This window comes from Bradyrhizobium sp. LA6.1 (genome assembly GCF_040547805.1).
In the GTDB taxonomy this organism is placed as follows: domain Bacteria; phylum Pseudomonadota; class Alphaproteobacteria; order Rhizobiales; family Xanthobacteraceae; genus Bradyrhizobium; species Bradyrhizobium barranii.
In genome coordinates this window covers 559,294-581,424 of sequence record NZ_JBEPQK010000003.1, presented here as the reverse complement: position 1 = coordinate 581,424, position 22,131 = coordinate 559,294, and the positions used below count along the sequence as shown (strand labels likewise).

Sequence of the window (22,131 nt, the reverse complement as noted above, 5' to 3'; positions counted from 1 at the left end):
CATGAGCGCTCTGCTCGAACACGTGATGTCGCCGGAGGTCAGGCCGTTCGCGATCGCGGCGGCCATGATCCTCATCGTCGGCTCGATCGAGGTGGTCTCGATGCTGGTCGGGGCCTCGCTGAGCGAGATGCTCGGCACCAACATCGATTTCGGTCACCCCAGCGACAATGGCGTGATCAACGCCATCTCCTGGATCAATGTCGGCGGCGTGCCGCTGCTCATCTTCCCGCTGCTGCTGCTCGGCGCCTTCTCCATCACCGGCTTTCTGATCCAGGACATCGCGCGGATGGTGGCCGGCCCCTTGCCGGCAACGCTCGCGTCGGTCGGAGCGGTCGCCGTCTCGATTCCGCTGGTCCGCGCCGCAAGCAGGGGCATCGCGCGGGTCATTCCCAAGGATGAAAGCTATGCCGTCGGCCTCGGCGATCTCGTCGGCCGCGTCGGCGAGGTCGTGATCGGCCCGCTCGATCAGGGGCCGCCCGGCCGCGTCAGCGTCGCCGACATCCACGGCAACCGCCATTTCGTCTGGGCGGTCGCCGCACCGTCATCATCGCCCCTGCCGCAGGGAACCATGGTCCTGCTGGTCGATCGCGCCGGCACCCGCTTCGTGGCGGTGAAGGCCGACGATGAACTGAAACCTTCCAAGCCCACTCTAAGCAGCTAGCAAGCCATTTATTGGAGAAAGTCATGTTCGACATCGCAGTCCCGGCCGTGATCGGCGTCGCGCTGATCGTCGTCCTCGGGATCGTCTTCACCATCCTCTATAAACGCGCTACCCGCGACGAGGCCTTCGTGCGCACCGGCCTCGGCGGCAAGAAGGTCGTGCTCGACGGCGGCGCCATGATCCTGCCGATCTTCCACTCCTACGCCAGCGTCAATCTGAAGACGCTGCGGCTCACCGTCGAGCGCAAGGAGCGGGAGTCCCTGATCACCAAGGACCGCCTGCGCGTCGACATCGTCGCCGAGTTCTACGTGCGCGTCCGTCCTGACGATGAGAGCATTGCGCTCGCGAGCCAGACGCTGGGCGCGCTGACGAATGACGCCGAAGCCCTGCGTAACCAGGTCGAGGCAAAATTCGTCGACGGCCTGCGTTCAGTGGCGGCCACCATGTCCATCCTGGAGTTGCAGGAGAAGCGCAGCGACTTCGTCAAGCATGTGCAGGCGACCGTGGAATCGGACGTAAAATCCAACGGTCTCGAGCTTGAATCGGTGTCGCTGACCAAGCTCGACCAGACGGATGTGAAATTCTTCAATCCAGAAAACTTCTTCGACGCCGAAGGCCTGACCCAGCTGAAGACCGTCACCGAGACGCGCCGGCGCGACCGCAACTCGATCGTGCGCGACAACGAGGTGGCGATTGCGCAAAAGGACCTCGAGGCGCGGCAGCAGACCCTGACCATCGAGCGCACCAAGAAGGAGGCCGAGCTCTCCCAGGAGCGCGACATCGCCAACAAGACCGCGAGCACCCGCGCCGAGGTGGCAACTGCGACGCAGACGGCGCGTCTGACTGAGGAGAACGCCCGCATCGATACCGACCGCGCCGTTGCCGAGAAGGAGGCCGGCGCCAAGCAGGTCAAGGAAACCGCGGTCATCGAGTCGGATCTGGCGATCAACAAGCGCAAGACCGACGCCCAGCGCGAGATCCAGATTGCCACGCAGGAGAACGAGATCCAGATCGCGGCCAAGAGCAAGCAGACCTCGGAAGCCGTCGCCGAGGCCAAGACCGCGGAAGCGCTCGCCGTCTCCGCGGAGGAAAAGGTCGTGACCGCCCGCGCGGTCGAGGTCGCCGATCGTGCGCGTCTCACCCAGGTGCTCGCCGCGCGCACCGAGGCCGAGCGCAAGTCGACCGAGCTGATCGTCGCGGCCGAAGCCGAAAAGAAGGCCTCGCTCGATCGCGCCGAGGCCGTCAAGACGCTGGCCACCGCGGAAGCCGAGTCCAACAAGATCAAGGCTGTCGGCGTCAGGAATATCGGCGAGGCCGAAGCCGCAATCATCACGCTCAAGAACGAGGCGCAGAACAAACTCGGCGCCAACGTCATCGACTTCGAGCTCGCCAAGAAGCGGATCGAGACCATGCCCTCAGCGCTGGCCGAGATGGTCAAGCCGATCGGCAATCTCAAGGACGTCCGCATCCTGCACACCGGCGGCGCGTTCGGCGGCAATGGCACCGGCGGCGGCAATGTCGGCTTCGGCGAAGGGCTTGCGGGCGAGCTCCTCAAGGTGCACGCGCTGCGTCCGATGATCGACGAGATCCTGCGCCAGAGCGGGTTTGCGCCGGGCGAGGATCCCGTGAAAGCGCTGGTCGGCGCCGTGACGGGAAAGAGCAACGGCGCCGCAGTGTCGGCGCCCGTGCCGGAGAAAACAAACGCCGCCGATCTATGAACGCCGGTTCATTGCTGCGGAGAATTCGAATCGATATGAACTGCCCGTGCGCGTCTCGCGTCGCGCACGCTCCGGAGCGTCGATCGATCGCGTGTTGAACCACTCGATCGCGCTCCGGGTGAATTCTTCGAGGCAACGCCATTTGTTGCCACGGTGCCTGCGCGGATCGACGTCAGGCACCGGAGCCTCTTTCGATCGGGGGAATTTCACATGAAGTATTTTCTGTCCGGACTGATCGCGATCGGTCTTGCGATCGCCGTTACGCCGTCGTTCGCGGCCGACGCCCGCAACGTCACCGTCGTCAACGAGACCGGCTATGCCATCAAATTCCTGGGCTTCAACGCACCGGACGACGGCCTCGACGAATGGGAGAACGAACTCGACAAGGTTTTGCAGAACCAGGCGAGCACCTATGTCGAGTTCGAGGAGGACGACGAGGGATGTGTCTGGAACATCCGCGTCGACTGGCAGAACTATGACGAGTCCGTGCTCTGGAAGAACGTCAACCTCTGCAAGATCACCGCGCTTCGGCTGCGGTACGACTCCGGAACCAAGACCACGTCCTTCGTCGCCGAATAGTTTGACCTGACGTGAGCCAGGGGAGGGGCGGCGGCCCTTCCTCGGCGCATTGTGCAAGATCGCGAATTCGTCCTTTGCAAGCGCAAGCGGCTTTGTTATACGCAGCCGCGCGCGAACGACTGGTTCGCCCTTTCCTCGGTAGCTCAGCGGTAGAGCATCCGACTGTTAATCGGATGGTCGCTGGTTCGAATCCAGCCCGGGGAGCCAAAATCCAGCAAATTCAAAGCCTTACCTCTGTTGCAATTGCGCAACATCGCCCAAGGCCGCCGCGTTGGGCCCGGCGCCCAGCTGATCTGTCGACCGGTCGAAGGGGAATCGGTCGGACCATAGCCGTCCCCCAGCACAGCCTGACCAGGCGCCTACAATTCATGCTGAGAGGGTTGAACCCTCAGGCGAGGGACAGTTCGTCCTCCCAGGGTCTGCGACGGACGTTCCCCGAACATCGCATGGTAATACTGCGAGAACCGCCCGAGCTCGTAGAAGCCCTGCTGCATGGCGACAGCGGCCACGGTCGTCGAGCCCGGCACGCTCTCATGCAGAATGGAATGAACGGCACACAGCCGCTTGTGCCTGAGGAAGCTGACCGGGCCCAAGCCGAACACCTCCTGAAACGCGCGATGGAGGGTGCGGCGCGACACCCCGAGAGCGGCGCAGATCTCCGAGACATGCACCGGGCGCGTGCCGGCCTCGTCGAGATACTCCTCGACCCGGCGGATCAGCCGCCTTGCCGAAGGCAGCCAGCCGGTGTCGTCGGGCGGTAGCGACGACATCACGTTGGCCGCCATGCATTCGACGATCGATCGCTTCCAGAAATCGGCGGTCGAGGGCGTCAGGCCGCTCCTGTAGGTGCGCAGATGTGACATGATCCGGACCAGACGATGTGCGGCGATCGCGCCGCTATCGGGGGCCGCCCGGAAATGGTCGCGCCTGCGCCAGGTGTCGGGATTGCTCAGCCTCGCTTCGCCGCCGAACAGCGATGCGACCTCGTTGATGTCGAAGCGCATGGCGGCGTAGGCGGATGCACCGTGAAAGATTCCGTCATGCTCGAGCAGCGGCGGAATCACGAGCACGTCGTTGAGGCGCATGTCGAAGGACCAGTGGGTGACGCGCTCTTCGGCCGCGAGCAGCATCCCGATGATCAACTTGTCGTCGCTGGCGACACGCTGCGTGCGCATGCCGACGCTGAAGGTGCCGATGCTGAGCGAGAAATCGCCGATGCCGACATGGGAGAGCGATCCGCGCAATCGCCCGCGCCCGAGCTGCATAACATCGACGTGCGAGCCGTGAACGGCCTGGTGAAGACCTTCGAAGCCGTCGAGCTTACGCGAATCAACCAGAAGGAATTGGCCCATGGCGCCACCCTGTTACTCAAGCGCGACAATTCTGCGGCAGGCGGCGGCTGAACACCACTACAACGCGAAGTGGGTACGACAGTCCGAGTTCGCGCTTTGAGGTAAATTATCGCCGAATTTGACGCGAGCTGTACGCCACTCGACGCTGCGGATTGAGGAATTTGCGACATGTGTCGTTAAGCCTCACCGATCGGCGCGACGTATTGGCACAAACTGCACATCACGGGCATCCTATCTTCGGATACCATTTGCAACCTAGGCGATATCGGCAACGATCGCTCTGCGAACCGCGGGGCGGGGATGGCGGTATGGTGTTGCCGCCGGCTCGAAGGATGTGCGCAAAAGAGGGAGAGATGCTGACGCAAGTCTACGACACCCATCTCGCACCCACGGCGCCAAGAAGAGGGGACCAGACAATGCGTCCAGAATGCCGGGCAATGTGCTCTCGTCGACGCCTGCTGAAATCCGCGCCATAGTATCGGGTGGAATACTCGTATCGGAGTTTCCACGATGCTGCGGGCGGATACGGATCACTGCGAGTGGTTGCCGGACGACGTGAAGACCGGCGAGATGGTCTTCATTCCCGGCGGGACCTTCCGTATGGGATCCGACCATCATTATCCCGAGGAGGCGCCGAGCCACCGCGTCTCCGTCGACGGTTTCTGGATCGACCGCACCTCCGTCACCAACCGGCAGTTCAAGCAATTCGTCAACGCGACCGGCCACGTCACCGAGGCGCAGATCGTTCCCGACCCCAAGGACTATCCCGGCGCGCTGAAGGAGATGCTCTACGCCGGCTCGCTGGTGTTCTCGCCGCTGCCGCGCATCACCGATCTCACCGACTGGAGCCAATGGTGGTCCTTCATGCGCGGCGCCAACTGGCGTCATCCTTACGGCCCCGGAAGCAACATCAAGGGCCTCGACGACCATCCGGTCGTGCACGTCTCCTATAGCGATGCGGCAGCCTATGCCCGCTGGGCCGGCAAGGAGCTGCCGACGGAAGCGGAATGGGAGTTCGCCGCGCGCGGCGGCCTCGACGGCGAGGAGTTCGCCTGGGGCGATGCGCTGATGCCCGGCGGCAAGCACATGGCCAACATCTGGCAGGGCAATTTCCCCGTCCAGAATCTCGGCGAGGATGGGTTCAAGCTTACCTCGCCGGTCATGGCTTTCCCGCCGAACGGCTACGGCCTCCACGACATGATCGGCAATGTCTGGGAGTGGACCTCGGACTGGTGGTCGTCAAAGCATGCCGCCGATGCCGCAAAGCCTTGCTGCATTCCCAGAAATCCCCGCGGCGGCCGCGAGGAGGCGAGCTTTGATCCATGTCAACCCGACATCCGCATCCCGCGCAAAGTCTTGAAGGGCGGCTCGCATCTCTGCGCGCCGAACTATTGCCGTCGCTACCGCCCCGCGGCGCGCCACGCCGAGCCGGTCGATACTTCAACCAGCCATGTCGGCTTCCGCTGCGTGATGCGGACGCCTCTCGTTGTTCATCGCGAACAAGAAGGGTCTGCTGCAACATAGCAAGATAGGGAGTATCGCATGAGCAGCGAGTTGGAGAAGAACAACACCCAGTCCGGGGCTGACCAGTCGATCAATCGCCGAAAACTGCTTTTGGGAACTTCGTCCATCGTCGCCGCGGCGACGCTGACATCGGAGGCACTGGCGCAAGCGCAGAAAGCGGCGCCGGGTTCAGCCGCGAGCCCGGCGGCTTCATCGGCGTCCGGCCGCAAGCCGAACATCCTCGTGATCTTCGGCGACGACATCGGACAGACCAATGTCTCCGCCTATTCCTTTGGTGTGATGGGCTATCGCACGCCGAACATCGACCGCATCGCGAAAGAAGGCATGATGTTTACGGACTATTACGCCGAGCAGAGCTGCACGGCGGGGCGGTCCTCGTTCATCACTGGCCAATGCACGCTGCGCACCGGCCTTTCAAAGGTGGGCATTCCCGGCGCGACCGTGGGTCTGCAAGCGCGAGACGCGACCATCGCAGAGTTGTTGAAGCCGCTTGGTTACGCCACCGGGCAGTTCGGCAAGAACCACCTCGGCGACCGCAATGAATATCTGCCAACCGTGCACGGCTTCGACGAATTCTTCGGCAATCTCTACCACCTCAACGCCGAGGAAGATCCGGAGAACCGCTTTTATCCGACCGGTATGCGGGACCAGATCGGCCCACGGGGCGTGCTGCGTTGCAAGGCGTCGGATCGCGACGATCCGACCGAACATCCGCGCTGGGGCAAGGTCGGCAAGCAGACCATCGAGGACACCGGCGCACTCACCAAGAAACGGATGGAAACGATCGACGACGAAACATCGGCTGCCGCCATCGATTTCATGCAACGTCAGGCGAAGGCCAACACGCCATTCTTCTGCTGGTTCAACACGACCCGAATGCACTTTCGCACGCATGTACGGGAGTCCCATCGTGGCCCGCCCGGGCTGACGGCCAGGACCGAATACGCCGACGGCATGATCGAAAACGATGCGACGATCGGAACGGTGCTCAAGGCTATCGACGATCTCGGCATCGGTAACGATACCGTCGTGATCTACACCACGGATAATGGGCCGCATCAGAACTCCTGGCCGGATGCGGGAACGACGCCGTTCCGCAGCGAAAAGAACACCAACTGGGAGGGCGCGTTCCGCGTGCCGTGCATGATCCGCTGGCCAGGACGAATTCAACCCGGCTCGATCTCGAACGAGACCATCAGCGCGCTCGACTGGATGCCGACCCTGCTGGAGGTCGCGGGCGAACCGGATATCAAGGACAAGCTGCTGAGGGGGCACCAGGCCGGAAGCAAAACGTTCAAGGTCCATCTCGACGGATATAACCAGCTTCCCCACCTCACGGGTCAGCAGGAGCGCAGCGCGCGCAAGGAGTTTGTCTACTTCGACGACGATGGCGACGTGGTGGCTCTGCGCTACGAGAACTGGAAAGTCGTCTTCGAAGAGCAGCGTGCGCAAGGTACATTAAGAATTTGGGCCGAGCCGTTTACCAAATTGCGCGTGCCGAAAATCTTCGATCTGCGCTCGGACCCCTACGAGCGCGCGGATATCACGTCGAACACCTACTACGACTGGCTCATGACGGACGGCGCGGGTGTGTTCATTGCTGCGCCTAGAATTGTGGGGGAGTTCCTCGCCACCTTCAAGGAATTTCCCCCGAGTCAGCGGCCGTCGAGCTTCAGCATCGATCAGATCGTCGAGAAGATGCAGAGGAGTTTTCAAGTCACGCAATAGCGTGGCGTGACCGCCTGGCAGCAACGCCGAGCGGCTGACGTGAACGACCAATGAAACACAGGGAGCGTAGAAATGAGCGGCGAACTAAAGAACAAGAACAATTCCTCCGACGCTGAACAAACGATCAACCGCAGAAATCTGCTCCTTGGAACATCATCGATCGTCGCAGCAGCGACGCTGACCTCGGAAGCACTGGCGCAAGCGCAGCAAGCAGCGCCCTCTCGCGCGCCGGCGGCAGCTCAGCCAGCGGGAGGCAAGCCCAACATTCTCGTGATCTGGGGCGACGATATCGGCATCGCCAACATCAGCGCCTACTCCAACGGATTGATGGGCTACGAGACGCCCAACATCGATCGCATCGGACGCGAGGGGATCAAGTTCCTCCACTATTACGGCGAACAATCATGCACGGCGGGTCGCGCGGCGTTCCTGACCGGCCAACACGGCATTCGCAGCGGCCTGACCAAAGTCGGCTTTCCCGGTGCGCCGATGGGCATGAGCCAGCTCGACCCATCGATTGGCGGCCTCCTTAAAAATCTCGGCTATGGCACCGGACAGTTCGGCAAGAACCACGTCGGCGACCGCAACGAGTCGCTGCCGACCGTCAACGGCTTCGACGAATTCTTCGGCAATCTCTATCATCTCAACGCCGAGGAGGAGCCGGAACTACCCGACTATCCCAAAGACCCCAGCTACCTCGCCAAGTTCGGCCCCCGAGGCGTGCTGAGGTGCAAGGCGGCAGACCGCGACGATCCGACCGTAGACCCCCGCTTCGGCAAGATCGGCAAACAGACCATCGAAGATACCGGCGCGCTGACCAAGAAGCGCATGGAAACGATCGACGACGAGACGTCGGCCGCGGCCATCGACTACATGAAACGGCAACAGGCCGCCGGCAAACCGTTCTTCTGCTGGTTCAACGCCACGCGCATGCATTTGCGCACCCATGTGCGTACCGATCATCGCGGCCGCTACACGCATGGCGACAGCGAATACATCGACGGCATGCAGGAGCATGACGATACGGTAGGTACTCTGCTCAAAGCCCTCGACGATATGGGGATCGCCAACAACACCATCGTCGTCTACTCCAGCGACAACGGTCCTCACATGAACAGCTGGCCGGACGGCGCGATGACCTGGTTCCGTTCCGAGAAGAACACCAACTGGGAAGGCGCTTTCCGCGTGCCGTGCCTGGTGCGCTGGCCGGGCGTCATCAAGCCGGGCACGGTCACCAATGAGCTGATGAGCCACAACGACTGGATTCCGACGTTGTGCTCGGCGGCAGGTGAGCCCGACATCGTCAACAAGCTGAGCGCCGGGTACACCGCCAACGGCATCAACTATAAGGTCCATCTCGACGGGTTCGACCAGACCGCATTCCTGCGCAACGTCAGTGGCACGGCCGGCAACAACAACGGCACCAAGAGCGCTCGTGACAAGTTCTTCTACTCGGATGATGACGGCTTGCTCGTGGCCTTGCGCAAGGGCGACTACAAGTATGTCTACGCCGAGCAGCGTCTGCCCGGCACACTGGGCGTCTGGGCCGAGCCCTTCACCAAGCTACGCCTCCAGAAGATATTCAACCTGCTTCAGGATCCGTTCGAGCGGGCTGACATCACCTCGAACACATTCTGGGACTGGCAACTCAACCATGTCGGGCAGGTCTACGGCGCGATGGACGACGTCGGCGCCTTCGTCATGACGTTCAAGGATTTTCCGCCGCGGTCGTTCCCACCGAGTTTCGTACCGGCCACGATCCTTGAAGAGCAGCTCGATGAGATCAAGGACAACCGCGCCAGGGCGGGACAACGCGCCCAGAGCATCGACAAGATACGCTCAGGCGTCAATCAGATGATCGAACAGCAGCTCCAGCAACGCGGAGTCAAATAGCTGACACCCCATCCTCACCGGCCCGCGTCGTTGCGGGCCGGTGCCACCTTCGTAGTTACTCGCTTGCGCCTGTGAGATCCAGAATGCTCGTTTCCCTCGCATCGGCCACCCGGCGTGGGTTTCTGATCGGTTTCGCCGCCATCAATGCTGTCGCGGTCTGGAGTGCGGCAGCTTTTGCTCGAACCGGACCTCTACCTTCGTGGAACGACGGGGTCACGAAGACATCAATCATCGACTTTGTTGGGCGGGTGACCTCGCAAGGCGGAGTCGATTTCGTGCCGCCGGCGGAGCGCGTTGCCGTGTTCGACAACGACGGTACACTTTGGTGCGAACAGCCAATTTATTTCCAGGCGGCCTTCGGCCTCGATAGCGTCAGGGCGATGGCGCCGCAGCATCCCGAGTGGAAGCAGCAGCAGCCCTTCAAGGCGTTCCTCTCAGGCAACAAGGACGCGCTGGCGGCGCAGGGTGAGAAGGGTCTGCTGACACTGATCGCGGCCTCCCACAGCGGCGTGACGACCGACGCTTACGCTGCCTCGGTTGCCGACTGGCTCACCCGGGCGCAGCACCCGCGCTTTCATCGCCCTTATAACGAGCTCGTCTACCAGCCGATGGTGGAACTGCTCGCCTACCTGCGCGCGAACGGCTTCAAGACCTTCATCGTATCAGGCGGCGGTGTCGAGTTCATGCGGGTCTGGGCCGAGAAGGCTTACGGCATTCCGCCGGAGCAGGTGGTCGGCTCCTCCGGCGTCACGCAATTCAAGATCGACGCCGATGGCAAACCCGTCCTGATGAAGCTGCCAAAGGTCGAGTTCATCGACGACGGTCCCGGCAAGCCGTCGGGCATCAACCGCTTCATCGGCCGCCGCCCGATTCTTGCCTTCGGCAATTCGGACGGCGACCACCAGATGCTGCAATGGACCGCGGCCGGACCCGGCGCGCGCTTCCTCGGCATCGTCCACCATACCGATGCCACCCGCGAATATTCCTACGACAGGGAGTCCAAGATCGGAAAGCTCGACAAGGCCTGGGACGAGGCCACGCAGCGCGGCTGGACCGTCGTCGACATGGCAAAGGACTGGACGACGGTGTTTGCGTCCGAACGCGGCACCGCGGAAGCGTCGCAATGACGAGGACGCGTGCGGGAAGCTGCATCAACGACAGCAATAACAAAGGGAGGGACAAGGATGTCTGGACATAAGCGCATGTTTCGGTGGACGAACTGCCTGCTGGCGTTGGCAACCGGCGCGTCGCTTCCGGTCGGAACGGTGTCGGCGGCGCCGCTCCAGCCAGCGGCAATCCAGCAGGGCGCGACTGGACCATCCGATCTGATCGAGGTGCGTGCCGCTGTTCGCCGCGGCGGGGTCGCCATGGGGCCGCGTGGTGGGGCCGTGGTCCATCGTGGCGGCGCCGTGGTCGGCCCCCGAGGCGCCGCCTATCGCGGCCGGACCGCAGTGGTCGGACCGCGCGGCAACGTCGCCGTCCGCAGCACCACGGCCGTGGCCGGGCGCGGCGGCTGGGCGCGACCCGGCTATTACCACTGGCCGAGGGGCGGTGCGATCGCCGCCGGTGCTGCGATCGGCTTCGTGACAGCGGCCACGGCTGTGGCCTGGGCGGGTGCTGCGCCCGCGCCGGGGATGTGCTGGTACTACACCGATCCATCCCGCACGCAGGGTTTTTGGGACTACTGCCAATGAAGGCACGTCACTGACGCAATGAGGCGGCGGTCATGAGCGGCTACGACATCTTCGCCTGGATCGTGTTGGTGATCCTGCTCGCTAGCGCGATCGGCGTGGTCTGTATCGCGGGCTGGCTGCCCGGCCACATCGCGAAGTCGCGCAACCATCCGCATGCGCAGGCAGTGACTGTCGCCGGCTGGATTACGCTGTTCTTCGGCTTCGCGCTGTGGCCGATCGCGTTGATCTGGGCCTATCTCGACGTGCCCGCACGCAAGGCGGGAGATGCGTGATGGGTGTCGCGCTCTTCAATACCTATCTGGTGCTGCTGTTCCTGCTGGTGCATTTCGGGATCGTACGCTTCAACCTGTTCTGGAAGGCGTCGCCCGCGATCGTGCTGGTGCTGCTGCTGTTCGGACTGCTGATCCCGATGGGGTGGGGCGCACCGCAGGGCAATGCGCTGGTCGTGCGCAATGCAGTCTCGATCGTGCCTGATGTGGCGGGCGAGGTGACGGATGTTCCGGTTCTCGCCAACGCGCCGCTGAGGGCAGGCGATGTCCTGTTCAAGATCGACCCGACGCCTTACGCGGCGCAGGTCAAGGCGATCGACGCGCAGTTCAAGCTCGCCAAGACGCGCCTCGGCCAGATGACGCAGCTCTACGAGCGCGACGCCGGCCGCGGCTTCGATGTCGAACAGCGGCAATCGGAGGCCGACCAGCTCTCCGGCCAGCTCGAGGCCGCGCAGTGGAATCTCGACAAGACAGTGGTGCGCGCGCCGGCCGACGGCTACGTCACCAATCTCGCGCTGCGCAAGGGCGCGCGCGTGGCGAACCTGCCGCTGGCGCCGGTGATGGCGTTCATTGACGTCTCAAGCACCATCATCGGCGTCGAGATCAACCAGAACGATGCGCGCTACGTGGCGCCCGGCCAGGAGGTCGAGGCCACATTCAAATTCGCACCTGGGCAGATCTACTCCGGCAAGGTCGAGAGCGTGCTCCAGGCGATCGCGACCGGACAGGTGCAGACATCGGGCACGGCAGTCCTGCCGAAAGCCATCGAGGCCGCCCCCTTCGTCGTGCGCGTCAAGCTCGACGACGCCGATTTCGTCAAACGGTTGCCGGCCGGCAGTGCCGGAACGGCTGCGATCTACACCGACCACGTCAAGCCGACCCATGTCGTGCGCCGCGTGATCCTGCGGCAGGTCGCGATCCTGAATTACGTCAATCCGTTCTAGCGAGAGGGCGCATGAAAAGAGCAGTGCTGACGGCTTCGTTCCTCATCCTCACCTCGGCCACGCAGGCGCAGTCGCCGGTCCCGGTGACGGTCGATAATTTTGGGCGCGCGGAATCCGACTTGTACTTCGGCAACGGCGTCAAGGACGCCGGTGGCATCGGCAAGCTGTTTCACCATCGCGAGCCGATGGCGATCGATAAGCAGGGCGTCATCCGGTCGAATCGTGACACGCTGTACTCCATGGCCGTCGTTGATCTCGATGCGGGACCGGTAACGATCAAGTTGCCGGACGCTGGCAAGCGGTTCCGGTCGTTGATGGTGGTCAACGAGGATCACTACATCGTCGGCGACATAGAGTATCGCGCCGGAAGTTACACCTACGATCGGAAGAGGGTCGGCACACGCTATGCGCTGATCGGGCTTCGAACCCTCGTCGATCCCAACGATCCCAAGGATGTCGAGAAGGTCCGCGCAGTCCAGGACGCCGTCACGATCAGCCAGAAGGCCCCGGGCAAGTTCGAGATACCGAATTGGGATCCGGTCAGCCAGAAGAAGGTGCGGGACGCGCTCCTGGTGCTGTCGTCAACCGCAGGCGGCTTCAAGGATGCGTTTGGCGCCAAGGGGCAGGTCGATCCGATCCGGCACCTGATCGCGACCGCCGCGGGATGGGGCGGCAATCCCGACAAGGACGCCACCTATCTCAGCGTCACCCCCGAGAAGAACGACGGCAGCACCGTCTACAAGCTGACCGTCCCCGGCAATGTGCCGGTGGACGGCTTCTGGTCGATCAGTCTCTACAACGCCGAGGGCTATTTCGAGAAAAACCCCTACAACGCTTACTCGCTCAACAATCTGACGGCGACGAAATCAGCCGACGGCTCCACGGTGGTCCAGTTCGGTGGCTGTGACGGCAAGATCCCGAACTGCCTGCCGATCATGAAGGGCTGGAACTACACGGTGCGACTCTATCGGCCGCGTCCCGAAATTCTGAACGGCAAGTGGAAATTCCCCGAGCCGAAGCCGGTGAGCTGAAGGCTGAACGAGAATGGAGGCTGTCATGAGACACGCAATCGCAGGCGCCATCGCCATGACACTGATGACAGCGAGCGCGCATGCGCAGAGTCTGTCGCCGGATGAGGTTGCCGCGCGCACTATCCAGCGTCGCGCAGTCGAGGCGATGATCTGGGGCATGCCGGCGGTGAATGCCGATCTCATGCTCCAGACCATGCTTGGGACGACCAAGGCAAAGCCGAACGAGATCATCTACTGGTCGAAGCCGGTGAACTGGAAGAACCAGACGCTGACGCCCAATCCGGACTCGATCTATCTGATGTCGTTCTGGAACGTGAAGGACGGCCCGGTCGTGATCGACATTCCGCCGGCGCAAGGCGGCTCGATCGCGGGCAACATCGTCACGGCGTGGCAGATGCCGCTGGAGGACGCAGGTCCCGAAGGCGCCGACAAGGGGCAGGGCGGCAAATATTTGATCCTGCCGCCCGGTTACAAGGGCGACGCGCCCGCGGGCTACATCTCGCTTCAGTCGGACACGTTCAGCGGCTTCGCGCTGCTGCGCTCCAATCTCGCAAGCCACGGCGATGCCGACGTGGCGAAGTCGGTCTCCTACGGCAAGCAGGTCAAGGTCTACCCCCTCGCGCAGGCGAAGGATCCGCCGCAGACCAATTTCACTGACGCCTACGACGTGCTGTTCGACTCCACGATTCCCTACGATGCGAGCTTCTATCGCAGCCTCGACCGCGTGGTGCAGAACGAGCCGTGGCTCGATCGCGATCGCGCCATGATCGACCAGCTCGCGAGCATTGGCATCGAGAAGGGCAAGGCCTTCAATCCGGATCAGAAGACCGTTGCGCTGCTCGATCAGGCGGCCCGCGAAGCCCACGCGATACTCGAACAGCGCTACGACGCCGGCTTCGCCGTGATCAATCCAGGCATCCGCTGGTTCCCGGCTGCCGTCGCAGAGATGGTCAAGGCGGCGAGCACGGGATACGCCGATCCGAACACCTATCCGGTCGAGATGCGCGGAGTCACCTATACGCTCGGCTTCACCGGCATCAAGAGACTGGGCACCGCACAGTTCTACCTGATGGCCAACAAGGACCGCGACGGTCAGCCATTTGACGGCGCGGCCACCTATCGCCTGACGGTGCCGCCCAACGCGCCCGTCAAGCAATACTGGTCTGCAACCGTCTACGACCGCGAGACGCACGCGCTGGTGCGCAACATGCCGAGCGCAAGCCGGGCTTCGATCAGCCCGGGCATCCAGAAGAATGCCGACGGTTCGGTCGACGTCTATTTCGGCCCGAAGGCGCCGGAGGGCAAGGAAGCCAATTGGGTGCCGACCGATCCGGCGCGGAAGTTCGAGTTGCTATTCCGCCTCTACGGGCCCGAGCAGCCGCTGTTCGACCACAGCTGGAAACTGCCCGATGCCGAGCGTGTCGCCACAACGATCGGGGGCGCCAAGAAGTAGTGCAATTGGTCGAGCGTGATGCGTTTGGGTGGAAGACGTGACGAGAATAGGGAGACGCGACGTGACGGGACACATTCGCAAAGCCGGGCTCGGGACTGCATTGGCGCTGGCGAGCTTTACCGCTCAGCCCGCGCTTGCCGCTGCCGGCGGCGTGAGCTTCTGGCTTCCGGGCATCTTTGGCAGCTTGGCCGCCGTTCCCGTAACGCCTGGATGGGCCTACTCGACGATCTACCTTCACCTCAACGAAAAGGCCGGAGGAGGGCAGAACTTCGTCACCAGCGGCGGCATACCCGGCTCGGTGACCGCCGGCCTCAACGCACATGCCGACGCGCTCGTCATGGGCATCACCTACACCTCGCCGATGCCGGTGCTGGGTGGCCAAGCCGGCTTCACCGTGCTCACCGCGCCCGGCAACATTGGCGCCGGCATCGATGCGACGCTGACCGGTCCGCGCGGCAATACGATCTCGGGCAGCGCCACCGACAACCGCACGACGCTGACCGACGTGTTCTACCAGGGCACGCTGAAATGGAATCAGGGCGTCCACAACGAGCTGGTCTACATCACCGGCAACATCCCGAGCGGCACCTATGATTCCAGCCGGCTCGCCAATCTGAGTTTTGGCTTCCCCGCCATCGACGTCGGTGCCGGCTACACCTATCTCGATCCGAAGAGCGGCCACGAATTCTCGATCGTCGGCGGGCTCACCTATAGTTTCATGAACGGGGCCCTCCAGTATCAGAACGGCATGGATTTTCATGTCGACTGGGCTGCCTCGCAGTTCGTCAGTAAGAACGTTCACATCGGCATCGCCGGCTATTTCTTCCAGCAGATCACCGACGATAGCGGTCCCGGCGCCAAGCTCGGTGGCTTCCGCGGCCAGGCGGTCGGCATCGGTCCGCAGATCGGCTTCATGATCCCGATGTCCGACGGCTACCAGGGCTATCTCAATGTCCGAGGCTACAAGGACCTTGAGACAGAGAACCGGCCGAACAGCTGGTCGACCTGGGTTACTTTCTCGGTCTCGCCGGCAGCGCCCGCGCCGGCGGCGACGAAGCCCATCGTTCGAAAGTACTGATGGAGGCGTTCAAGCAGCTCCGATGACCGGAGAGAAAACCAGCAAACGCGTATTTCGCATTGGCTACCAGACATCGATCATCACGGTGTTCGTGGGCGTGGTGCTGCTTGTGGGCCTGACGCTGGTCTATCTCAGCTTCGAACGCGTGACCGCCATCACCAGGACGGCCGCCTCTGGCTTCATCGAGAAGGTGGCGCAGCTTGGCGCCGATCACATCGACGAGCAGTTCAAGAATGTCCGCGACAATCTCGACATCCTGTCCGGCCTGCCGCCGATCCAGGAGGCCGACATCGCGGACAATACGCGGCTCTACAGCTTGATGGCGGCGATGCTGCGCAACAACCCGCAGCTCTTCAATCTCTATGTCGGCTACGAGGACGGCTCGTTCATCGAGATGGACGTGATCGATCGGGCCCAGCCGTCGTTCCGGAAGGGTTTGAACGTCGATGAGGATGCTGCCTTCCGGCTGGTCGTGATCTCGCGCACGGCGGGGGCCGCGCCTGTCACGCAGTATCTCTCCGAAAACCTCATTCAGGTTGCCGAGGTCGCCGGACCCGCGAGCTACGACCCGCGGCAGCGGCCCTGGTATGTCGAGGCGTTCAAGAACGACAAGACGCTCCTGACCGGTCCTTACGTCTTCTACGCCACGGGCGAGCCGGGCTACACGCTGCGGACGCCGTTGAGGGAAGGGCGCCGCGGCGTCATTGCGGGTGATTTGCTGCTGAACCGGTTCGAGGACATGCTGGCGGAGCAGAAGCTCGGCCAATCAGGGCTGGCGTTCCTGTTCAACGATGCCGGGCGCATCGTCGGCCATCCCGAGATGAACCGCCTGATGGCGGAGATTCCGGAACGGCAGGACGACCTGCCACAGATCGGCGCGCTCAAGCTGCCTGCGCTCGTGCCGGTCATCCGCTCCTGGCGGGACGGCGGCGCGGCCCAGCAGTTCTTTGCCGACGCGTCGGGCCGAACCTATGTTGCGGCGGTTCACAGGCTCGAGACGGCCGGCTCGGCCAATATCCGGATGGCGATGGTCGCGCCGCTCGACGAGTTCTATGCGCAGATCATCGACGAGCGCCGTACGCTGTTCGCGCTTGCGCTGGCCTTTGTCGGAGCCACGCTGCCATTCGCGTTCTGGCTGGGATCGCTGATGGCGCGGCCGCTGCGCAAACTGGCCGACGAGACCGACGCGATCCAGCGGTTCGAGATTACCGAGCGGCCGCGCGTCCATTCCGTCATCGCCGAGATCGAGGAGCTTGGCCGCTCGGTGTTCACCATGCGTAGCGTGGTCCGCAGCTTTGCGAGCTTCATCCCGCGCCAGATCGTGCGGCAGTTGATCGAGACCGGCTCTTCGCTCAGCCTCGGCGGCTCCAGGCGTGAGGTCACGGTGCTGTTCACCGACGTCGCCGACTTTACCGCCAAGACGGAGCGCGCCGACCCGTCGCAGGTGATGATCCACACCTCGCGCTATTTCGCGGTACTGTCGGACGAGATCATGCGGCACCAGGGCACGGTCGACAAATATATCGGCGACGCCGTGATGGCGTTCTGGAACGCGCCGGCCGACGATCCCGACCACACCGTCAATGCCTGCCGCGCCATCCTGGCATGCCTTGCGGCCAACGAAGCGCTCAACCAGGAGTTTTGGCGCGAGGGCTGGCCGCCCTACGACACCCGCTTTGGCCTGCATGTCGGCGATGCCGTGGTCGGCAACATCGGCTCGAGCGACCGGATGAACTACACCGCGCTTGGCGCCACCATCAACCTGGCGTCGCGGCTGGAGGGACTGAACAAGAATTACGGCACGCGCGTGCTGGTCAGCGCGGCGGTCCGCGCCAGCGTCGGCGATCGGTTCCTGTTCCGCAGCGTCGACAGCATCACGCCGAAGGGATTTGCCGACGCGATCGAAGTCAGTGAGCTCCGCGGCGAGCTGGCGCACGCCGATGAAGCCGAGGTTGCGATGTGTCGACGCTGGGATGAAGTCTTTGCGGCGATCGCGCAGGACGGCGCGGCCGAGACGACGCGGGTCCGGCTGTCGGCCTTCCTGCACGACTATCCCGAGGATAGCGTCGCGCTATTTCATGCCCAGCGATTTCGGTCCGCGGCCCGGAATGCGGGAGCGGCGGCATGAACATCTGTGGTCTCAATCGCCGGCAATTGCTGCGGCACGGCGCGGCGCTGGCGGCCGCGTCAATGCACGCGGCGCCAGCCATTGCGCAGGCGCGCAGCAGAATTCGGCTCGGTTATCTCCATGTTGTCGCCGTGGACGGACACATCTGGACCGGGCTCGATCGCGGCTCGTTCGACCGCGAAGGGATCGATTTCGAATTGCACGAGTTCAACACCGGACCTGAAGTCTTCGAGGCGATGGCGCGGGGTGAGCTCGACGTTCTCTCGGCCGGCGGCGTCATCTCCAACTATCTGGCGCTCGGCCGCGGCCGGGGCTTTCTCATCAACGACATTGAGGTCGCGACCGCACAGCTCTGGGTCCGGCCGACGCTCGGCGTCAAGGGGATGGCCGATCTCAGGGGCAAGCGGATCGCGACGACGATGAAGACCACGGCTCACATTTTTCTCGATCGCGCGCTGCGGGCCAACAACGTCAACCCGTCCGAGGTCGAGATCGTCAACGGCAGCATGGCGGCCGCCGTCAAGGCGTTCATTGCCGGCGAGGTGCCGGCCGTTGCGCTCTGGGTGCCGTTCAACATTGCCGTCCGCGAGGCGTTGCCGGATGCGGTCAAGCTGGTGGACGCCTCCGCCTTCTACCCGCAATCCGCCGTGCTCGGCGGCTGGGCCGCGCGGATGGATTTTTATGCGGGGAACAGGGACGTGCTGGCCCGGATCATCCGCGCGTGGGCAGAAGCGAACGACCACATGGTGCGCAACCCGGCGGCCGCAGCGGAGGCGCTCCAGACACATTATGGGCAGTCGCGTCGCGCCGACATCGCGGAAGCCTTCAAGGCCCAGAAGCTCTATTCCTCGCGCGAATGGAAGCGGCTCTATTCCGACGGGACCGTCGTGAAATGGCTCCAGCAGGTCAGCGACTTCTTCATGACGGATGCCGGCGTCACCGCACCCGTGCGGGCCGCAGACTATTTCGACACGCAGCTCTACCTTGCAACCGTCGTCTGAACCTGCAGGGTGGAACCCTCTCGCACGAGCGTTCCCTTCCGGCCGGCGCTGGGCTTGCGAAGCACACATGAAATTTCAACGTAGTTTCAATATTCTATGCCCGTACTCTAATGTAACCGCGACATCACTTCAGACGACATTTCAACAGTGATCCGCGCAAATCCAGCGCAGAATCGCACTCAAGCAGTTGTGTGTGTCGGGCGCGGTCGCGTCATGAGGGCGACGCCAATTCGACCCAATTCAAATCGAGCTTGGCAGGCGCCGGATCCTTACGGAGGTGATTCCAATGCCAGACGTCCTCGACCGTTCCGAAATGGCCCCCTCGATTCTGCTGGCGGACGTTCCCGAGCTCAGCGATGATGAATGCTTGGCCTGCCTCGCGCGCGCCGTCGAGGCACACGATTCGGCGCGGCTCGACGAAGTCGCCGCATTGATCGGCCGCCTCGCAGTCACGATCGAATAGCTCATCGATCACCTTGACGCCTCGGGTTGCGCAGCCTGGTCCGCCGGGCCAACGGACGTGTTGCGTTTTCGCGGAGCCTGTTCCAAAGATGCCGCCAAATTTCGTCCGCGGCATCGTCCGCATTGCAGGGTCCGCAAATGTCCGGTTTCTCGACCGCGCGCCTAAAAATGGTCGATGGCCAGGTGCGCACCAATGACGTCACCGATCGCCGTATTCTCGACGCGATGCTCACAGTTCCGCGCGAGGCGTTCGTGCCGATTGCCAGGCAGGCATTGGCCTATCTCGACCTCGATCTCGACGTGAGCGAAGGCGGGGCCAAGCGGTTCCTGATCAAGCCGCAGCTGACCGGCAAGCTGCTCCAGGCCGCCGAAATCGGCGAGGGGGACAACGTGCTGGTCGTCGGCTGCGCCACGGGCTACCTCGCCGCGCTGACGGCTACGCTCGCCCGTCAGGTCACCGCGACGGAATGTGATTCGGCCCTGGCCACGAAGGCCAAGGAGGCTTGCGCCAGCCTCGCCAACGTCACGTGCAAGGCCGCAGCCTGCGCCGAAGGGGATCCTTCTGCCGCTCCCTATGACGTCATTATCCTCAACGGTGCCTTCGAGGTGACGCCAGAGGCGCTGCTCGGGCAGCTCAAGGAGGGCGGGCGCCTCGTGGGGGTGTCGGCCCAATCCACGCCCCCCCGGGCCGTGATCGTGACCCATACCCACGGTGAATTCGGCCATCGGGCGCTGTTCGATGCCGCAGCTCCGGTCCTTCCCGGGTTGGAACGGGCCGCCGCTTTCGTTTTCTGAACGCCCGATTGAGGGCTTTGGCCCGTTAAAATCCCGTTCTGAATCAGAAGTGTGGCCCGGATGCTGCACGTGAAGAGTTTCCACCGGGAACTACCTTCAGGTGGTTCCGTTGCGCCAATTGGCAGCCTATGTTGCTGAGGGGCAACGACTCCACTCGGTAGACGGTATCCTAGCTCGCGGGCACGAGCGGGGCGTTAGAATGAACGGAATTTAAGGGATGCATGGGGTGAAGCTCTTCACCGGAGCTGCGGTTTCGGTCCTGCTGCTGGCGCTTGCCGGGCCGACGCCTGCCTTGGCGGACACGATCGAGGCCGCCTTGGTGCGGGCCTATCAGAACAATCCGCAGCTCAACGCACAGCGCGCCCAGGTGCGCTCGACCGACGAGAACGTGCCTCAGGCGTTGTCGGGCTATCGTCCCAGGGTCGCGCTGACGGCGAACGGCGGCTATCAATATCAGGATACGTTGAGTTCGCCGGGGCCGGGTAACACACCAATCAACGGGCCCAGCGTGCCGCGCAGCGTGGGTGTGACCGTCACGCAGACGCTCTATAACGGCAACATCACCGGCAACAGGACGCGCGCCGCCGAGAGCCAGGTTTCCGGCTCCCGCGAAGCGCTGCGCAGCCTGGATCAGAGCGTGCTGCTTCAGGGCGCTTCGATCTACATGGACTATCTGCGCGATGCGGCTACGCTCGAAGTCCAGCGCAGCAACGTGCGCGTGCTCGAGCAGACGCTGAAGCAGACGCGTGATCGCTTCAACGTCGGCGAAGTGACGCGCACCGACGTTGCGCAATCGGAAGCGCAGCTGGCGGCTGGCAAGACGCAGGCCCTCACTGCCGAAGCAAATCTCACCACGACGCGCGCGAACTTCCGCCGCATCATCGGCAACGAGCCGACGAACCTCGCGCCCGGTTCGCCGGTCGATCGTTTCCTCCCCGCAAGCCTCGCCGGGGCAGTCGAGCTCGGCCTGATCGAACATCCCAACGTCACGGCCGCGATGTTCGGCATCGACGTCAACTTTCTGCAGGTCAAGGTCGCCGAAGGCGCGCTGCTGCCGACGATCGCGTTGCAGGTGGGGGCCACGCAGGGGAACGAACAGTCCTTGATTCAATACAGGTCGTTCAACGCGTCCGCCATCGCGCAGGCCAATTGGCAGCTCTACGATGGCGGCAATTCATATTCGCTGATCCGCCAGTCCAAGGAAAACCTGGCGCAGCAGCGTCTCAACCTCGAAACCACCCGCGACCAGACCCGCGCGACGGTCGTGCAGTGGTGGGGTTCGCTGCAGGCCGGTAAGGCCCAGGTGCAGTCCGCGCAGGCGCAGGTCACGGCGTCCGAGATCGCGCTGAACGGCGTGCGCGAAGAAGCCAAGGCTGGTCAGCGTACCACCCTCGACGTGCTCAACGCGCAGCAGGCGCTGGTCAACGCGCGCGTCGCGCTGGTGACCGCACAGCACGACCGCGTGGTCGCGTCCTATCAGGTTCTGGCCGCCATCGGCCGTCTGTCGCCGCAGGTCCTCGGCCTTGCGACCACGGTTTATGATGCGAGCGTTCACTACCATCAGGTCCGCGACAGCTGGGCCGGCGTGCGCACGCCTGACGGACGCTAAAGTCCCGTAGTCATCCGGTCGGCCTCGCAAACAGCCGAGGCCGACTGGTGCTTTGCTTGCAATCATCAAAATCCCTGACATAGCCTTGCCAAGAAGATGCGGGTCGATTCGCCCGGCACCTGATGTCGTGTGCGTAAAGACTTGAGTGCCGAGGGCAGGGGCGCACCTCCGCACGTTGAGCCGTGAACTGGGGACAAGTCGGGCTGCCGCGA

At 63.3% G+C, this 22,131-nt stretch carries 20 protein-coding genes and 1 tRNA gene; 20 read left to right on the top strand and 1 reads right to left on the bottom strand.

What is annotated here, in order from left to right; genetic code table 11:
* The first annotated feature begins 1 nt into the window (after position 1).
* The 4 genes from ABIB99_RS09910 (at position 2) to ABIB99_RS09895 (ending at position 3,165) form a co-directional block, all read left to right on the top strand.
* Positions 2 to 661, top strand: coding sequence for an OB-fold-containig protein (locus ABIB99_RS09910; protein WP_354175625.1), 660 nt, complete (start codon positions 2 to 4; stop codon positions 659 to 661).
* 23 nt (positions 662 to 684) lie between these two features.
* Positions 685 to 2,379 (top strand): flotillin family protein, encoded by a 1,695-nt coding sequence (locus tag ABIB99_RS09905; protein WP_354175624.1) that lies wholly within the window; start codon positions 685 to 687, stop codon positions 2,377 to 2,379.
* A 210-nt stretch (positions 2,380 to 2,589) separates the two neighbouring features.
* Positions 2,590 to 2,958: a hypothetical protein gene (locus ABIB99_RS09900; protein WP_354175623.1), complete on the top strand. Its 369-nt coding sequence runs from the start codon at positions 2,590 to 2,592 to the stop codon at positions 2,956 to 2,958.
* 132 nt (positions 2,959 to 3,090) lie between these two features.
* A tRNA-Asn gene (locus ABIB99_RS09895) sits at positions 3,091 to 3,165 on the top strand.
* A 152-nt stretch (positions 3,166 to 3,317) separates the two neighbouring features.
* Here ABIB99_RS09895 and ABIB99_RS09890 read toward each other — a convergent pair.
* Positions 3,318 to 4,202, bottom strand: a complete 885-nt coding sequence (locus ABIB99_RS09890) for a helix-turn-helix domain-containing protein (RefSeq protein ID WP_354079866.1) — start codon at positions 4,200 to 4,202, stop codon at positions 3,318 to 3,320.
* Between ABIB99_RS09890 and ABIB99_RS09885 the strand changes: the two genes are divergently transcribed.
* The 16 genes from ABIB99_RS09885 to ABIB99_RS09810 all read left to right on the top strand — a co-directional run bounded on the left by ABIB99_RS09885 (position 4,182) and on the right by ABIB99_RS09810 (position 21,919).
* Entirely contained in the window at positions 4,182 to 4,361 is a 180-nt protein-coding gene (locus ABIB99_RS09885; RefSeq protein ID WP_354175622.1) for a hypothetical protein, read from the top strand. The two genes, ABIB99_RS09890 and ABIB99_RS09885, sit on opposite strands and share 21 nt — an antisense overlap.
* Positions 4,362 to 4,820: 459 nt before the next feature.
* Positions 4,821 to 5,834, top strand: coding sequence for a formylglycine-generating enzyme family protein (locus ABIB99_RS09880; RefSeq protein WP_354175620.1), 1,014 nt, complete (start codon positions 4,821 to 4,823; stop codon positions 5,832 to 5,834).
* Between the two features lie 18 nt (positions 5,835 to 5,852).
* The gene (locus ABIB99_RS09875; protein WP_354175618.1) at positions 5,853 to 7,562 is read left to right on the top strand and encodes an arylsulfatase; all 1,710 of its coding nucleotides are present in this window, start codon (positions 5,853 to 5,855) and stop codon (positions 7,560 to 7,562) included.
* 72 nt (positions 7,563 to 7,634) lie between these two features.
* Entirely contained in the window at positions 7,635 to 9,455 is a 1,821-nt protein-coding gene (locus ABIB99_RS09870; RefSeq protein WP_085399539.1) for an arylsulfatase, read from the top strand.
* 83 nt (positions 9,456 to 9,538) lie between these two features.
* On the top strand, positions 9,539 to 10,582 hold the full coding sequence (locus tag ABIB99_RS09865; protein ID WP_354175617.1) for an HAD family hydrolase: 1,044 nt from the start codon (positions 9,539 to 9,541) through the stop codon (positions 10,580 to 10,582).
* Positions 10,583 to 10,639: 57 nt separating this feature from the next.
* Positions 10,640 to 11,149, top strand: a complete 510-nt coding sequence (locus tag ABIB99_RS09860; protein WP_354175616.1) for a hypothetical protein — start codon at positions 10,640 to 10,642, stop codon at positions 11,147 to 11,149.
* Positions 11,150 to 11,181: 32 nt separating this feature from the next.
* The gene (locus ABIB99_RS09855) at positions 11,182 to 11,421 is read left to right on the top strand and encodes a DUF3302 domain-containing protein (protein WP_014495358.1); all 240 of its coding nucleotides are present in this window, start codon (positions 11,182 to 11,184) and stop codon (positions 11,419 to 11,421) included.
* Entirely contained in the window at positions 11,421 to 12,362 is a 942-nt protein-coding gene (locus ABIB99_RS09850; protein ID WP_085399542.1) for an HlyD family secretion protein, read from the top strand. Before ABIB99_RS09855 ends, ABIB99_RS09850 begins: the two co-directional genes overlap by 1 nt.
* Positions 12,363 to 12,373: 11 nt before the next feature.
* Positions 12,374 to 13,393: a DUF1214 domain-containing protein gene (locus ABIB99_RS09845; protein ID WP_354118271.1), complete on the top strand. Its 1,020-nt coding sequence runs from the start codon at positions 12,374 to 12,376 to the stop codon at positions 13,391 to 13,393.
* Positions 13,394 to 13,418: 25 nt separating this feature from the next.
* Entirely contained in the window at positions 13,419 to 14,846 is a 1,428-nt protein-coding gene (locus ABIB99_RS09840) for a DUF1254 domain-containing protein (protein ID WP_354175614.1), read from the top strand.
* 61 nt (positions 14,847 to 14,907) lie between these two features.
* Positions 14,908 to 15,924, top strand: coding sequence for a SphA family protein (locus ABIB99_RS09835; RefSeq protein WP_354175613.1), 1,017 nt, complete (start codon positions 14,908 to 14,910; stop codon positions 15,922 to 15,924).
* A gap of 22 nt (positions 15,925 to 15,946) precedes the next feature.
* Entirely contained in the window at positions 15,947 to 18,052 is a 2,106-nt protein-coding gene (locus ABIB99_RS09830; protein ID WP_354175611.1) for an adenylate/guanylate cyclase domain-containing protein, read from the top strand.
* Positions 18,049 to 19,053 carry an ABC transporter substrate-binding protein gene (locus ABIB99_RS09825; protein WP_354175609.1) on the top strand — a complete coding sequence of 335 codons (1,005 nt, stop codon included), beginning with the start codon at positions 18,049 to 18,051 and terminating at the stop codon, positions 19,051 to 19,053. The genes ABIB99_RS09830 and ABIB99_RS09825 overlap by 4 nt, the downstream gene beginning before the upstream one ends.
* 286 nt (positions 19,054 to 19,339) lie before the next feature.
* Complete coding sequence (locus ABIB99_RS09820) at positions 19,340 to 19,516, top strand: hypothetical protein (RefSeq protein ID WP_354175608.1); 177 nt, start codon at positions 19,340 to 19,342, stop codon at positions 19,514 to 19,516.
* A 137-nt stretch (positions 19,517 to 19,653) separates the two neighbouring features.
* Positions 19,654 to 20,310, top strand: coding sequence for a protein-L-isoaspartate O-methyltransferase family protein (locus ABIB99_RS09815; RefSeq protein ID WP_354118269.1), 657 nt, complete (start codon positions 19,654 to 19,656; stop codon positions 20,308 to 20,310).
* A 217-nt stretch (positions 20,311 to 20,527) separates the two neighbouring features.
* A complete protein-coding gene (locus ABIB99_RS09810; protein WP_208071439.1) occupies positions 20,528 to 21,919 on the top strand; it encodes a TolC family outer membrane protein in 1,392 nt (463 codons plus the stop codon).
* Positions 21,920 to 22,131: the final 212 nt, after the last annotated feature.

Coding starts and splice junctions, on each gene's coding strand:
- ABIB99_RS09910 (WP_354175625.1), top strand. CDS start 2: ATGAGCGCTCTGCTCGAACACGTGATGTCGCCGGAGGTCAGGCCGTTC.
- ABIB99_RS09905 (WP_354175624.1), top strand. CDS start 685: ATGTTCGACATCGCAGTCCCGGCCGTGATCGGCGTCGCGCTGATCGTC.
- ABIB99_RS09900 (WP_354175623.1), top strand. CDS start 2,590: ATGAAGTATTTTCTGTCCGGACTGATCGCGATCGGTCTTGCGATCGCC.
- ABIB99_RS09885 (WP_354175622.1), top strand. CDS start 4,182: ATGGGAGAGCGATCCGCGCAATCGCCCGCGCCCGAGCTGCATAACATC.
- ABIB99_RS09880 (WP_354175620.1), top strand. CDS start 4,821: ATGCTGCGGGCGGATACGGATCACTGCGAGTGGTTGCCGGACGACGTG.
- ABIB99_RS09875 (WP_354175618.1), top strand. CDS start 5,853: ATGAGCAGCGAGTTGGAGAAGAACAACACCCAGTCCGGGGCTGACCAG.
- ABIB99_RS09870 (WP_085399539.1), top strand. CDS start 7,635: ATGAGCGGCGAACTAAAGAACAAGAACAATTCCTCCGACGCTGAACAA.
- ABIB99_RS09865 (WP_354175617.1), top strand. CDS start 9,539: ATGCTCGTTTCCCTCGCATCGGCCACCCGGCGTGGGTTTCTGATCGGT.
- ABIB99_RS09860 (WP_354175616.1), top strand. CDS start 10,640: ATGTCTGGACATAAGCGCATGTTTCGGTGGACGAACTGCCTGCTGGCG.
- ABIB99_RS09855 (WP_014495358.1), top strand. CDS start 11,182: ATGAGCGGCTACGACATCTTCGCCTGGATCGTGTTGGTGATCCTGCTC.
- ABIB99_RS09850 (WP_085399542.1), top strand. CDS start 11,421: ATGGGTGTCGCGCTCTTCAATACCTATCTGGTGCTGCTGTTCCTGCTG.
- ABIB99_RS09845 (WP_354118271.1), top strand. CDS start 12,374: ATGAAAAGAGCAGTGCTGACGGCTTCGTTCCTCATCCTCACCTCGGCC.
- ABIB99_RS09840 (WP_354175614.1), top strand. CDS start 13,419: ATGAGACACGCAATCGCAGGCGCCATCGCCATGACACTGATGACAGCG.
- ABIB99_RS09830 (WP_354175611.1), top strand. CDS start 15,947: ATGACCGGAGAGAAAACCAGCAAACGCGTATTTCGCATTGGCTACCAG.
- ABIB99_RS09825 (WP_354175609.1), top strand. CDS start 18,049: ATGAACATCTGTGGTCTCAATCGCCGGCAATTGCTGCGGCACGGCGCG.
- ABIB99_RS09820 (WP_354175608.1), top strand. CDS start 19,340: ATGCCAGACGTCCTCGACCGTTCCGAAATGGCCCCCTCGATTCTGCTG.
- ABIB99_RS09815 (WP_354118269.1), top strand. CDS start 19,654: ATGTCCGGTTTCTCGACCGCGCGCCTAAAAATGGTCGATGGCCAGGTG.
- ABIB99_RS09810 (WP_208071439.1), top strand. CDS start 20,528: ATGCATGGGGTGAAGCTCTTCACCGGAGCTGCGGTTTCGGTCCTGCTG.